Origin of the sequence: Pseudomonas sp. Sample_11, assembly GCF_004307505.1 — a bacterium.
Lineage (GTDB): Bacteria > Pseudomonadota > Gammaproteobacteria > Pseudomonadales > Pseudomonadaceae > Aquipseudomonas > Aquipseudomonas atacamensis.
In genome coordinates, this window is record NZ_RCOD01000102.1 from 31,620 (window position 1) to 43,933 (window position 12,314).

The 12,314-nt window shown below is 59.5% G+C and carries 14 protein-coding genes; 5 read left to right on the forward strand and 9 right to left on the reverse strand.

Annotation, left to right across the window (positions count from 1 at the left end):
• Nucleotides 1-50: 50 nt before the first annotated feature.
• Nucleotides 51-272, reverse strand: coding sequence for a YgdI/YgdR family lipoprotein (locus tag D8U60_RS26270; protein WP_016770600.1), 222 nt, complete (start codon nucleotides 270-272; stop codon nucleotides 51-53).
• Nucleotides 273-350: 78 nt separating this feature from the next.
• On the reverse strand, nucleotides 351-953 hold the full coding sequence (gene mobA, locus D8U60_RS26275) for a molybdenum cofactor guanylyltransferase MobA (protein WP_130901312.1): 603 nt from the start codon (nucleotides 951-953) through the stop codon (nucleotides 351-353).
• 81 nt (nucleotides 954-1,034) lie between these two features.
• Here mobA and moaB point away from each other — a divergent pair, with 81 nt between their 5' ends.
• Complete coding sequence (gene moaB, locus D8U60_RS26280; RefSeq protein WP_016770598.1) at nucleotides 1,035-1,574, forward strand: molybdenum cofactor biosynthesis protein B; 540 nt, start codon at nucleotides 1,035-1,037, stop codon at nucleotides 1,572-1,574.
• Entirely contained in the window at nucleotides 1,558-2,784 is a 1,227-nt protein-coding gene (glp, locus tag D8U60_RS26285) for a gephyrin-like molybdotransferase Glp (protein ID WP_130901313.1), read from the forward strand. Before moaB ends, glp begins: the two co-directional genes overlap by 17 nt.
• Nucleotides 2,785-2,843: 59 nt before the next feature.
• Here glp and D8U60_RS27745 read toward each other — a convergent pair whose 3' ends face one another.
• Nucleotides 2,844-3,152, reverse strand: coding sequence for a hypothetical protein (locus D8U60_RS27745; RefSeq protein WP_177435498.1), 309 nt, complete (start codon nucleotides 3,150-3,152; stop codon nucleotides 2,844-2,846).
• 315 nt (nucleotides 3,153-3,467) lie between these two features.
• On the opposite strand from D8U60_RS27745, the gene yegS reads away from it, so the two are divergent.
• Nucleotides 3,468-4,385 carry a lipid kinase YegS gene (gene yegS / locus D8U60_RS26295; RefSeq protein ID WP_122880985.1) on the forward strand — a complete coding sequence of 306 codons (918 nt, stop codon included), beginning with the start codon at nucleotides 3,468-3,470 and terminating at the stop codon, nucleotides 4,383-4,385.
• On the opposite strand, the gene D8U60_RS26300 is transcribed toward yegS, so the two are convergent.
• From D8U60_RS26300 to D8U60_RS26310, 3 genes are all read right to left on the reverse strand, one after another.
• Nucleotides 4,369-5,028 carry a response regulator transcription factor gene (locus D8U60_RS26300; RefSeq protein WP_041478445.1) on the reverse strand — a complete coding sequence of 220 codons (660 nt, stop codon included), beginning with the start codon at nucleotides 5,026-5,028 and terminating at the stop codon, nucleotides 4,369-4,371. The genes yegS and D8U60_RS26300 overlap by 17 nt on opposite strands.
• Nucleotides 5,025-5,918: a sensor histidine kinase gene (locus D8U60_RS26305; RefSeq protein ID WP_122700119.1), complete on the reverse strand. Its 894-nt coding sequence runs from the start codon at nucleotides 5,916-5,918 to the stop codon at nucleotides 5,025-5,027. The genes D8U60_RS26300 and D8U60_RS26305 overlap by 4 nt, the downstream gene beginning before the upstream one ends.
• Before the next feature lie 463 nt (nucleotides 5,919-6,381).
• Nucleotides 6,382-6,852, reverse strand: a complete 471-nt coding sequence (locus tag D8U60_RS26310) for a hypothetical protein (RefSeq protein WP_024013689.1) — start codon at nucleotides 6,850-6,852, stop codon at nucleotides 6,382-6,384.
• Nucleotides 6,853-7,306: 454 nt separating this feature from the next.
• On the opposite strand from D8U60_RS26310, the gene D8U60_RS26315 reads away from it, so the two are divergent.
• Nucleotides 7,307-8,242, forward strand: a complete 936-nt coding sequence (locus D8U60_RS26315) for a chemotaxis protein CheV (protein ID WP_016770829.1) — start codon at nucleotides 7,307-7,309, stop codon at nucleotides 8,240-8,242.
• Between the two features lie 187 nt (nucleotides 8,243-8,429).
• Entirely contained in the window at nucleotides 8,430-9,236 is an 807-nt protein-coding gene (locus tag D8U60_RS26320; RefSeq protein ID WP_130901314.1) for an MOSC domain-containing protein, read from the forward strand.
• A gap of 72 nt (nucleotides 9,237-9,308) precedes the next feature.
• On the opposite strand, the gene D8U60_RS26325 is transcribed toward D8U60_RS26320, so the two are convergent.
• The 3 genes from D8U60_RS26325 to D8U60_RS26335 form a co-directional block, all read right to left on the reverse strand.
• On the reverse strand, nucleotides 9,309-9,593 hold the full coding sequence (locus tag D8U60_RS26325) for a pyrimidine/purine nucleoside phosphorylase (RefSeq protein ID WP_122700117.1): 285 nt from the start codon (nucleotides 9,591-9,593) through the stop codon (nucleotides 9,309-9,311).
• A gap of 71 nt (nucleotides 9,594-9,664) precedes the next feature.
• Nucleotides 9,665-10,207: an exonuclease domain-containing protein gene (locus D8U60_RS26330; protein ID WP_024013686.1), complete on the reverse strand. Its 543-nt coding sequence runs from the start codon at nucleotides 10,205-10,207 to the stop codon at nucleotides 9,665-9,667.
• Nucleotides 10,208-10,277: 70 nt separating this feature from the next.
• Nucleotides 10,278-12,239, reverse strand: coding sequence for an acetyl/propionyl/methylcrotonyl-CoA carboxylase subunit alpha (locus D8U60_RS26335; protein WP_130901315.1), 1,962 nt, complete (start codon nucleotides 12,237-12,239; stop codon nucleotides 10,278-10,280).
• Between the last annotated feature and the right edge of the window lie 75 nt (nucleotides 12,240-12,314).

Here is a 12,314-nt window from a genome sequence, read left to right on the forward strand (position 1 = left end):
AGCCCGCATGACAATGCGGGCTTTTCTGTATCCGGTAACGACGCGGAGCCTTACAGCTCTTTAACGGTACGAACCTGATCCTTGTTGATGCGGGTCTCTTTGCCGTCCAGCTGCTGGAACTCGTAGAAGCCCGAATCATCATCGTATTTCGGGGTGTCGACGGCCTGGATTTCGCGACCGTCATTCAAGGTGATCACTGTTGGCGAGGAGCAACCTGCGAGGGTTGCCAGGCCCAGTGCGAGCATGAAAGTGGCGAGGGTCCGTTGAGTCATGAGTGTGTCTCCGAATGGGAAATCTTCTGGTTACTGAGCTTGAGACGTAAACAAGGCGTGAGAGTTCCTTGGATAGTGTCAGTCTGACACAGTGTTGTGCAGATGTAACAATTCCGGGGTGTTGAGGTTGGCCAGTCGCGGGTCGTTGTCAGGGCATTGCAACGCGACGGCGCCGAGACTGCGCATCACCCGCCCCGGGCTGCGCTCGCCTGCATTCCATGCCGCTTCGAACTCTGGCAACAGCGCCACCGGAATCACGCACAGCAGCGGTTCCCAATGTTCGCCATGGCGCAGCATTAAAGGTTTTTCATGTTGCTGATCGGCAGTCACCAGCATGTCCTTCAGCAGCGCCTCGTCGATTCGCGGCACATCGCAGGGCAACACCAGCAAATGCGAGTGCCGTGCAGCCTTCAGCCCTGCCCGAATCCCGGCCAACGGCCCGGGGAAATCGCCTTCATCATCCATCACCAACTGATCGCCAAATCCGGCATAACGCTCGCGATTGCGGTTGCACGAGATGATCAGATCGTCGGTCAACGAACGCACCTTGCGCTGCAAATGCGCGATCAAAGGCTCGCCCAGCCACTCGATAAGTCCCTTGTCCTGACCGCCCATGCGCTGACCGCGTCCACCGGCCAGAAGCAGGACGGAGCAGGGTGGCAACGGGTTGTTCGAGGGCATGACGACTCTCCAGAGGGGCGGCGGAAAAATGAGCCGCTGTGATATAACACCGGGCTGTTTCCCCTACAACTGGAAGAGCCTATGAAAGCCAAGGCTGATGTACCTTTCGTGCCGCTCAATATTGCGGTGCTGACTGTCAGCGACACCCGAACCCTGGAAACCGATACCTCCGGCCAGGTCTTCGTCGATCGCTTGATCGCGGCCGGTCACGCGCTGGCCGAGCGTGTTTTGCTTAAAGATGATCTCTACAAAATTCGCGCGCAAGTCGCCAATTGGATTGCCGACGATGTGGTTCAAGTCGTGCTGATCACCGGCGGCACCGGCTTTACCGGGCGTGACAGCACACCGGAAGCGGTGGCCTGCCTGCTCGACAAACAGGTCGACGGATTCGGCGAACTGTTCCGCCAGATTTCCGTGGCTGATATCGGCACTTCGACTGTGCAATCTCGGGCCTTGGCAGGTCTGGCCAACGGCACGCTGGTGTGCTGCCTGCCGGGTTCGACCAATGCAGTGCGCACCGGTTGGGACGGCATTCTCGCTGAGCAACTGGACGCCCGTCATCGTCCGTGCAACTTCGTCACCCATCTCAAGCAGGCGGCGCCTTGTGAATCCCGTGGGTAAGCCGGGCAAGACCGGCAGTTTGCTGCCTGTCGAAACGGCGCTCGAGCGTTTGCTGGCCATGGCCGATGCGTCGCGCATTGTCGAGCGCGAGAACTTGCCGCTGGCTCAAGTCGAAGGGCGGGTGCTGGCGGAAGATTTGATCTCGACGCTGGATCTGCCTCCATGGCCGAACAGCGCCATGGACGGCTACGCCTTGAACCTGGCGGATTGGCAAGGCGAGCCGCTGCCGGTCAGTCAAAAGGTCTTCGCCGGGCAATCTCCACTTCCTTTGGAACCAGGCACCTGCGCACGCATCTTCACCGGGGCACCGCTGCCGCCGGGCGCTGACTGTGTCGAGATGCAGGAAAACGCCGAAGTTCAGGCCGACGGCCGAGTGCGCTTTCTTGAGCCTTTGAAGGCCGGGCAGAACATTCGTCCGCAAGGGCAGGAAACCACGGTCGGCGAATTGGTACTGCAAGCTGGAACCCGGCTCGGACCGATTGAGCAAGGCCTGGCTGCTTCGCTTGGCTGTGCCGGCCTCAATGTCGTGCGCAAACCTCGCGTCGCTGTTTTGTCCACCGGCGACGAGCTGGTTGAACCCGGCCAGGCATTGGGGCCGGGCCAGATCTACAACAGCAATCGCGTACTTCTGTGCAGTTGGCTGCAGCGTCTGGGTTGTGAAGTGATTGATGGCGGAATTCTCCCGGACGATCTGCCCACCACGCGGGCGCGGCTGGGCGAATTACAAGACGTCGATCTGATTCTGTCTACCGGCGGTGTCTCGGTCGGTGAGGCGGATTTCCTCGGTATTGCCCTGCGTGAAGAAGGCGAGCTGGCCCTGTGGAAGCTTGCCATCAAGCCCGGGAAGCCGTTGACCTTCGGCCATTTTCGCAACGTGCCGGTGATTGGCCTGCCCGGCAATCCCGCCTCGACGCTGGTGACGTTCGCCCTGCTGACGCGGCCTTATCTTTTGCGTCGCCTGGGTGTGCAAGCCGTCGAACCGCTCAAGTTTGCAGTGCCAGCAGGCTTTGTCTGGCCGGTGGCCGGCAACCGTCGTGAATATTTGCGCGGGCGTTTGGAGCAGGGGCGCGCAATCATTTACCGCAACCAGAGTTCGGGTGTGCTGCGTAGCGCCGCGTGGGCCGACGGGTTGGTGGAAGTCCGAGAGGGCCGCACGCTGAGCGAGGGTGATGAAGTGAGCTTCATTCCCCTCAGTGACCTGCTGGGGTAGCCGGTCTTGCCCATGCACGCGTCGGCGGGTAAGCACGGCGCGTGCAACAATTGATTCGGTCAGTTGCTGATCAACGTCACCAACTGGTCGAATCGGCTGTTGGCCACCCATCCCAGCAGTCCGAGGATGACAGCGGTAGCACCCGCCGAATACGCCAGACGGTGTTTGATCGTCCGCACATCATTGAGCACTTCGTCCATGTCGCGGCGCATGTATTTGAAGTGAGTCTCCAGCTCGCTGACTCGGGGTTCCATATCAAACTCTCCAGGGGTCTTGGCGCTGTTACAGAATTCTGGTTTCTTGCTGGCACGACTTTCGGCGAGAGCGGCGACCGGGCTTACCGGTGCCTTGGTTTCATGGTTGCGCATGGAAGTACTCGCTGGTCGTAGCAACTGCACGCTTGCTGATTATTCCATTGCTCGATTCATGGAGATGAATCGCGGGGTATCCGTTCATTACCGGCACATCCTTGTGTTATTGAGTTGAAAGTTGGTGCTGCCGGCACACGGTGACCCAATGATCGGACGGGGTCAATTAAGCCGATTCCTCTTGTTCCGTACGAAAAAATACCGCTGTGTAGGACGCTGGCCGTTTGAAAAGCAATTAATTGCCATCCCTGCGGCTTTTTTAACGCGCGCAGTGGTCAAGATGTTTCAATCGATTTCAATTCTTGGAGTGACGTTATGAGTGAACGCCGGGCACTGCTGATCTTGCATGGCAAACAGGCACTCAACGAAGATGTCCGCGCTGCCGTCGAAGCCAAGCGTGAGCAAGGCTGGGAACTGGCTGTCCGAGTGACCTGGGAGGCTGGCGACGCCCAGCGTCTGGTCGAGGAAGCGTTGGCGGCCGGCTACAGCAAAATCATCGCCGGTGGCGGTGATGGCACCTTGCGCGATATTGCCGAAGCGCTGGCGCAGCATCCGCAAAAAGCCAGTCTAATCCTCCTGCCGCTGGGCACCGCCAACGATTTTTCCCGTGCCGCCGGTATTTCCCTGGAGCCTGCCGAAGCCCTTGAGTTGCTAGATGTTCAGCCCTCGGATATCGATCTGGGCGAAGTAGGCGGGCAGATTTTCCTGAACATGGCGACCGGCGGATTCGGTAGCCAGGTGACCGCCAATACTTCGGAAGACTTGAAAAAGGTCTTGGGCGGCGCCGCTTATCTGTTTACCGGCCTGACCCGGTTCAGCGAGCTGCATGCCGCATATGGCGAGTTGCAGGGGCCGGACTTTCATTGGCAGGGTGAACTGCTCGCACTGGGAATCGGCAACGGGCGGCAGGCGGGTGGCGGCCATGTGCTGTGCCCCGAGGCACAAGTCGATGATGGTTTGCTGGACATCAGTATCCTGCCGGCACCGCAAGAACTGGTCGGCACGCTGAAGAATCTGCTGAGCGAGGGCTTCGGCCTCGACAATATGTTTGTGCGGGCGCGATTGCCGTGGGTCGAGATCAAGGTCGCCGAAGGGCTGAGCATCAATCTCGACGGCGAGCCGCTGGAAGGCGACAGTCTGCGTTTTGTTGCGAAACCCGCAGCGTTGCAGGTGCACTTGCCAAAGGACTCGCCGCTATTGAGTCAACTGACGCCAGTCAGTCATCAAGACTGATGATCTGCTCGCGCACGGCGAACAGCACCAGGCCCGCCACGTCATAGATCTGCAGGCGCTTCATGATCTGTGCGCGGTGGGTTTCCACGGTCTTGACGCTCAAGCCCAGGCCATTGGCGATTTCCCGGGTCGATTTGCCGCGCACGATCAGGCGAAGGATTTCCAGCTGGCGCGCGGTCAGATTGTGCGAATCGGCGATGTCCGGCTGGCTTTTCTGGTTGCGGGTCAGTGCCTGATTGATCACGGTGTGAGCGATGGCCGGGCTGAGATAGCGTTCGTTGTTGCGCAGGGCTTCCAGCGCGTGCTCGAGCTCGGTCGCCGTGGTGTCCTTGAGCAGGTAGCCATGGGCACCGGATTCCAGCGCCTGCATGATCAGCGCTGGATCGGTGTGCATCGACAGGATCAGCACTTTGCTCTGCGGCCGAACGCGCTTGAGGCGTTGCAGCGCTTCCAGGCCACCGGTTTCCCTCATCGAGATGTCCAGCAATACGATGTCGGGGCTCAGTTGCTCGACCATTTCGAGCAATTGCGAACCATCACTGGCTTCGCCGATTACCGCGTAACCGGGAATATCCAGAACCAGAGCACGCACGCCGGCTCTGATCAGCGAGTGGTCATCCACCAGAAGTAAGTTACAAGTCAACGCATAACCTTATTCGTACTGGCCCGTTCGAGCGCTCGCGGCGCCCACGGGAAAAGTGCTTCGATTCGAGTGCCTTTGCCCGGCTCGCTGATAACGCTCAATGTGCCGCCCAACTGTTCGATGCGCTCGGCCATTCCGGCCATGCCGCGTTGACCTTCTCTGGCCGGGTCGGCCGCCGGGGCAAAACCCAGGCCGTCATCACTGATCAACAGCGTCAGACCTTGCGGCAATCGCTGTACCCGAATCAACAGGTTTTTTGCCTGTGCGTGCCGGAGGATGTTGGTCACGGCTTCCTGGGCAATGCGAAACGCGGCGACGGCCATTTCCTCGGGGATGCCGTTGAGCCGTTGCTGGCAATCGAGACTCCAGTTGACCGGCGTGTTGGCCAGTGTCTTGAGCAAATGCGCACGCAGGCTGGCTTCGAGGCCCAGGCTGGTCAATTGACGTGGATTGAGAATCGCCGAGACGTCACGCACCTTGGTCAGGGTTTCATCCAGCGTGTCGCAGAGGACCTTGCATTGTTCCTGCAGATCTTCCGGCAGGCGGCGTTTGAGCCAGTCACTTTGCAGCTTCGCGGCGGTGAGCAACTGGCCGATATCGTCGTGCAATTCACGGCTGAGGCGATGTCGTTCGTTTTCCTGGACTTGCAGCAGTCGATCAGCCAGCTCTTGTGGCTGAAACTTGATCGATTTGCGCGACAAGCGATATTGCACCCAGACGCACGCGGTGGCGGCAACGTCGAGTGCCAGCAATCCCAAGGGAAGGCGTGCGGAAACAACATACGCCAGCAGACTGCCCAAGGTCGCCAGAACACACAGAACAAGTGTGAAGCGCCGGGCGTTTTCCCGAGAAGGTGGCCATGTAATGAGTGACTTGAGACTGGCGTACATAACGGATGGAGCCAATGGATGTTCGCTGCGGGCAGACCGACCGGTGACTGGCGGATCTCTGTGTGGAAATACTGTCAATTATGTTATTGATTCATACCGCATTCGTTAAGCAATCATTGACCGGCAATAACATTGCTAATGAAACGCTGGAGTCACTGTGCCATTAAACGACAGGTAATTAACCGGCGGCATAATACCACTTAACATACCGTTGGTCGCGGTCGCTATATATGTCCATTCAGTCAGGAAATACCGGATCGTGGACGCAAGTTCCATATTGGAAAAAGTTGGAATTCTTGTAGTTGGACGACTTCGATTTGCCTGGAAGTGTCTCTGGGAACACACAGGGAAAACCCTGATGGCGGCATCTGGAAATCAGCCGTTGGTCGGGCAAATTATTTGCCCCGGATTGTCGCTTTCAGGTACGAAGCATTCATTTACGACAATATCGCGGATTGCAGGCTTAAGCCTGGTGCGCTATCAGGGACGCAGAGAGCAAACGTTTGCTCATCATCTTCGGCTCGAACGTGTCCTGGCCCATTTGTGCCGCGAAGGCCTCAAGCAGGGCTGTCTGCTCGCTGCCATCAAGGCTCAGTTGTCCGGTTTTATGATCGACCAGCTCAAGCTGCCATGCCATCAGGGTGAAACAGTCTCGCAAGGCATCGAGGGCCTGTTCGTGCAGGTCGACGCGATCCTGGGTCAGATTCAGCAGACTGTAGATGTGCAGGGAAAACTCGGAGATTGCTTCCAGCGCCAAGGCTTCGGCGCGGCCGGCCAGCTTCAGCAGAGTGCCGAGCATGCAGTCGATGGCATCCTTGTCATTGCTGATCAGTTGCAGATGGCTCAGGCATTCTTCGGACTTGGCGAGAAGCGTTTCGGCCTCGACCAGAAATTCGGGGAAGCGTTGCGCCCAGTCTTTACGGTCGATTGGCATGTTCATCTCCACCACGTCGTGTTGGTTGACGGATGGCCGTGTGTGGCGACGATCGTGAATCGTCGGCAGATCGCGCCCGGCGGTGCAGGTGCACGGACCGAGGGGTTCCAGAGGGTGGGTTGCCACTGAATTGCGATCGCACACAATAGCCTGACTCCGTTCATGCAATGAGAATGGCGTCACAGTAATGGCTATTGGAAATGGCGAATATCAGGTTGGGCCTGATTGATCCTAGGGGAATCCCTTAGGCGCGGGAACCTAACGTGCAAACCGAGGTCGCGCCGCAATGAATCTAGCAGATGAAATCACGATTGCCAGTAAAGCATGATGTCAGTGTGACATCAATGGCCGTTTGTGGCATTTTTAGCGGCGCGCTTTACAGCAATCAAGATTAGCTGAATGCAGCCGATAAACCCCCATAGTGAATTCATCAGAACAAGCCCAGGAGTCATTGATGGCCGGCATTCTCGACACGGTAGACCAACGCACGCAACTGGTGGGTGAGAATCGCCTGGAAATCCTCATGTTTCGCCTGGCCGGACGCCAGCTGTTCGCGATCAACGTGTTCAAGGTTCAGGAAGTGCTGCAACTGCCCAAGCTGACCCTGATGCCGCAGCGTCATCCCTTCGTCTGCGGCGTAGTCAATCTGCGCGGGCAGACCCTGCCGGTGATCGACCTGTCCCAGGCAATCGGCATGCGCCCACTGGTGCCGGGCCCGAACAGCACGATCATCGTCACCGAATACAACCGTTCGGTGCAGGCCTTCCTCGTCGGCGGTGTCGACCGCATCGTCAACATGAACTGGGAAGCCATTCTGCCGCCGCCGACCAGTGCTGGCCGCCAGCATTATCTGACCGCGATCAGCAAGGTCGACGATCAACTGGTGGAGATCATCGACGTCGAGAAAGTCCTCGCTGAAATCGTCCCGTACAACGCCAAGGTCTCGCGCGAGAAACTCGACGACCCGGTACTGGAGCGCGCCCGTGGCCGCGAAGTGTTGCTGGTGGACGACTCCAACGTAGCGCTATCGCAATTGCGCGATACCCTCGGCCAGCTCGGGGTGAAGATGCACATTGCCAGCGACGGTCTGAAAGCCTTGAACATGCTCAAGGCCTGGGCCGATACCGGCGTGCACATGACCGACAAACTACTGATGATCTTCACCGATGCGGAAATGCCGGAAATGGACGGCTATCGCCTGACCACGGAGATCCGCAACGACCCTCGCCTGCGTGGCCTGTACGTCGTGCTGCACACTTCGCTATCGGGCAGTTTCAACGACTCGATGGTGAAGAAGGTCGGTTGCGACAACTTCCTCTCCAAATTCCAGCCGGACAAACTGGTCGACGTGGTGCGCCAGCGTCTGATGCTGGACGCCGTGCCGGCCTGAAACACGCCCATCTTGCTTCCTGTGCGAGCCTGCTCGCGAAAGCGGCGGGTCGGACACATTGATGGTGAATGTGCCGGCCTCTTCGCGAGCAGGCTCGCTCCCACTGGAGTGTATTTACATTAATGACGGCTTTGATTCGGTATTGAAGCTCGTATAGGGTGGCGTTTTTCCTCCAAGGAAGCTGGCCATGCTGCGTCTGAGCGCGCTTTATCGTTACCCGTTGAAATCCGGCAAGGGCGAAATCCTGCAAAGCATCGAGCTGGACAAGCTCGGGCTGGCGGGCGACCGACGCTGGATGCTGGTGGACGAGGCCAGCGGGCGCTTTCTGACCCAGCGTGCCGAAGCGAAGATGAGTCAGTTGTCTGCTTTGTGGAATGCCAGCGGCGGTCTGACCCTCAGCGCTCCCGAGCAGGGATCTATCGAAGTCGCGCTGCCCGCTGCCGACGCCGAGCTGCGCGGTGTGACGATCTGGCGTGACACGCTGCGGGTGCCGGACGCCGGCGATCAAGCCGCGCGTTTTGTCAGTGACTTCCTCGGCAAGCCGACACGTCTGGTGCAGATGCCGCTGGAGCGGGCACGCACCACGCAGTCGGGTTTCGGCAAGGATGACGATCAAGTGGCGTTCGCCGACGGTTATCCATTGCTGCTGATCGGCGAAGCCTCGCGGCTGGCGCTCTCGGAAACGGTAGGGCGAGAGCTGGAGATGCTGCGCTTCCGTCCGAATCTGGTGATCGAAGGCAGCGCGCCTTATGCCGAGGACCAATGGAAACGCATTCGCATCGGCGATATCGAATTCCGCGTGGTCAAGCCATGTGCGCGTTGCATCATGACCACCGTCGACCCGCAAACCGGTGAGCGCAGTGCTGATCGTGAGCCGTTCGCGACGTTACAGAAACACCGCAGCACCGCCGATGGCGCGATGTTCGGGCAGAATCTGGTCAATGACGGCAACGGCCGCCTGGAAGTCGGCATGCCGGTGGAAATTCTCGAATAGACTTTCCCTGAAACGAAAAATGCCCGGGTCTTTTGGACACGGGCATTTTTTTGCGCTGTGAAACCGGCGGGATCAGCCGCGGTATTCGCACAGGTAAGCGGTATCCACTTCGACTTTCAGTTGGAACTTGCTGTTGGCCGGAACGTTGAACTGGCTGCCGGCGGCGAAGTTTTCCCAGTCGCTGCTGTCTGGCAGTTTCACGTTCAGCGCGCCGGACACCACGTGCATGATCTCGCGCTGGCTGGTGCCGAATTCGTATTCGCCCGGGGCCATGACGCCAATGGTCGCCGGACCTTCAGCGGTGCCAAAGGCGATCGACTTGACGGTGCCGTCGAAGTACTCGTTGACTTTAAACATGGGCGGATTCCTCGAAAAGGGCTTAAAAGGGGGCGGCCAGTATGCACAAGGCTTTTCGCGCCGTCACGCGTCTAAAGCGGCAGGACCAGCGGCAATAACCGTGCAGTATTGCGGGCATCTTCCAGCGCGCGATGTTGTTGGCCGTTGAACTGCATGCCCGCCAGTTGCAACGCGCCGTTGAGCCCCAGCGGTCGTTCCAGGCGCCGGGCCTTGGCGAAGCGCTGTTTGAGGTTCATGTGCGGGACTTTGCTCAGGCCGCTGTCGATGTTCAGGCGCTGCCACTCCTGGAGCAACTGCTGGCGATCGTAACCGCCCCAACTGGCCCAGCCTTCAAGGCGAGCCTGATGCTGCGCCAGCCAACGCTCAAAGGCCGGCCAGACTTCGCTCAGCGGTTGCGCCGAATCGATGTTGGCCTGAGTGATGTGTGTCAGCTCCCGACAGAATGGCGTCAGCAATGGCCGGCGGGTCGGTTTGACGAAGCGCTGGAAGTGATCCTGCTCGCGCCCGGCGCGGTCGACCAGGGTCGCACCGATCTCGATAATTTCCATTTCCGTGACCGGCCAGCCACCCTCGTCTGTGGTGGCTTCCAGATCTATGACCAGCCAATGGGGCATCGCAGGGTTCCTGATTTCCGCGTTCTGATTTATCAGAGCGTAGTCAAACCCCGCGCTTGTGCCCGGGCGACTACTCGACCTGCAACAGAACCTGACGATTTTTTACCTGATCGCCAACCTTCACTTGCACCCGTTTGAGCACGCCATCGATGCCGGCCTTCAGCGGATGCTCCATTTTCATTGCCTCCAGCACCACCAGCAATTGACCCTTGCTGACCGTACTGCCCTCGCTTACCAGCACATCGACAATGGCACCGTCCATCGGGGCTTTCAGGGTGCCGGAGGCGACGCTGGTCTGACTGTCGATCGGCGCATGAGTTCGATCCTCCAGGCGCAGGCTGCCCGGATGGGTGAACAGCCACAGCTGCCGATCGTGCAGACGATAGGCGTGACATTGGCGCAGACCGTCGACTTCGATGGTGATCGATTGCGCGGCGTGCTCAATGATTTTCACCGCCACAGTGCTTTCGCCAGCCTGCACGACCAACTCGCCGAATTTGCGCGCCAGCACCGACAGCGTCCAGTCCTGCTCGTCACTGCCGAGTCGATAGTGCAACGGCACGCTGGCATTGTTGCGCCAGCCATTCAATGGGGTGCGATGGGGCAGGGCGCTGGCCTGATAGAACAACACCACGGCAATCGCCAGTTGCGCCGTCGTCGGCACATAAGTGTTGAGGCAGGCATGGCTGGAAAAATGTTGCTGGATGAAAGCGGTGCTGAAGTCGCCGCTGATGAACTGCGGATGTTGCAGCAGGCCTTCGAGCAAGCGTTGGTTGCTTTGAACGCCAAGCAGCACGGTGTCCTGCACCGCACGCAACAATTTGCGTCGCGCCTCTTCGCGGGTTGCGCCGTGGGCGATCAGTTTGCCCAGCAGCGGGTCGTAGAACGGGCTGACCGACTGACCTTCAAGCAGACCGTGATCGATGCGCGCACCGTGATCCGAAGCCGGTTGCCATGCGGCAATTCGGCCGGTTTGCGGGAGAAAATCCGCAGCGGGATCCTCAGCGTAGAGGCGCACTTCCATGGCGTGACCGTCGAGACGGATCTGCTCCTGCGTCAGCGGCAGCGGCTGGCCCTCGGCAACCAGCAGTTGCCACGCGACCAGATCGAGGCCGGTGATCAATTCCGTCACCGGATGCTCGACCTGCAGACGGGTGTTCATCTCCAGAAAGTAGAACTGCCCGCGTGCGTCGAGGAGGAACTCCACGGTGCCGGCGCCGACATAATCCACCGCGCGCCCGGCCTTGAGCGCCGCTTCGCCCATGGCCTGGCGCAGCTCGGCGGTCATCACCGGGCACGGCGCTTCTTCGATGACTTTCTGATGGCGGCGCTGGATCGAGCAATCGCGTTCGCCGAGATAGACCAGATGGCCGTGCTGGTCGCCGAACAGCTGTACTTCGACATGGCGTGGCTCGACCAACGCTTGCTCGAGAATCAACTCGTCGCTACCGAAACCGTTCATTGCTTCGGACCGCGCGGTGCGCAGTTGCGCCGCCAGTTCGCTGGCCTCGTGCACCAGGCGCATGCCGCGTCCGCCGCCGCCGGCGCTGGCCTTGATCATCAGCGGATAGCCGATGCGCTCGGCTTCGGCCAGCAGCGTCGCGTCGTCCTGCGCTGCGCCTTGATAGCCGGCAATGCACGGCACGCCGGCGTCGAGCATGGCGATTTTCGACAGGCGTTTGCTGCCCATCAGTTCGATCGCTTCGGCGCTGGGGCCGATGAAAATCAGCCCGGCTTCGGCGCAGGCGCGGGCGAAATCGGCGTTTTCCGAGAGGAAGCCGTAGCCGGGGTGAATTGCATCGGCGCCGCTGCGGCGGGCGGCGTCGAGTATCGCCGCAATGTTGAGGTAGGACTGCTGCACCGGCGCCGGGCCGATATGTACAGCTTGGTCGGCCATTTGCACGTGTAGCGCATCGGCGTCGGCGTCGCTGAAAACGGCGACGGTGCGATAACCCAGCGCCTGCGCCGTGCGCTGGATGCGGCAGGCGATTTCACCGCGGTTGGCGATCAGGATTTTGTGGAGGGTGGGCATGATGGGGTTCCTGAGTTTTTTGGCGTTGACTGTGATGGCCTCATCGCTGGCAAGCCAGCTCCCACAGGTTTTTTG

What these genes read in the sequence shown, in the direction of transcription:
- D8U60_RS26330 (WP_024013686.1), bottom strand. Translation starts at nt 10,207, where the DNA reads ATGCCCCATTGGCTGGTCATAGATCTGGAAGCCACCACAGACGAGGGT.
- D8U60_RS26310 (WP_024013689.1), bottom strand. Translation starts at nt 6,852, where the DNA reads ATGCCAATCGACCGTAAAGACTGGGCGCAACGCTTCCCCGAATTTCTG.
- D8U60_RS26335 (WP_130901315.1), bottom strand. Translation starts at nt 12,239, where the DNA reads ATGCCCACCCTCCACAAAATCCTGATCGCCAACCGCGGTGAAATCGCC.
- D8U60_RS26305 (WP_122700119.1), bottom strand. Translation starts at nt 5,918, where the DNA reads ATGTACGCCAGTCTCAAGTCACTCATTACATGGCCACCTTCTCGGGAA.
- D8U60_RS26270 (WP_016770600.1), bottom strand. Translation starts at nt 272, where the DNA reads ATGACTCAACGGACCCTCGCCACTTTCATGCTCGCACTGGGCCTGGCA.
- moaB (WP_016770598.1), top strand. Translation starts at nt 1,035, where the DNA reads ATGAAAGCCAAGGCTGATGTACCTTTCGTGCCGCTCAATATTGCGGTG.
- D8U60_RS26325 (WP_122700117.1), bottom strand. Translation starts at nt 9,593, where the DNA reads ATGTTTAAAGTCAACGAGTACTTCGACGGCACCGTCAAGTCGATCGCC.
- D8U60_RS27745 (WP_177435498.1), bottom strand. Translation starts at nt 3,152, where the DNA reads ATGCGCAACCATGAAACCAAGGCACCGGTAAGCCCGGTCGCCGCTCTC.
- D8U60_RS26320 (WP_130901314.1), top strand. Translation starts at nt 8,430, where the DNA reads ATGCTGCGTCTGAGCGCGCTTTATCGTTACCCGTTGAAATCCGGCAAG.
- D8U60_RS26315 (WP_016770829.1), top strand. Translation starts at nt 7,307, where the DNA reads ATGGCCGGCATTCTCGACACGGTAGACCAACGCACGCAACTGGTGGGT.
- mobA (WP_130901312.1), bottom strand. Translation starts at nt 953, where the DNA reads ATGCCCTCGAACAACCCGTTGCCACCCTGCTCCGTCCTGCTTCTGGCC.
- yegS (WP_122880985.1), top strand. Translation starts at nt 3,468, where the DNA reads ATGAGTGAACGCCGGGCACTGCTGATCTTGCATGGCAAACAGGCACTC.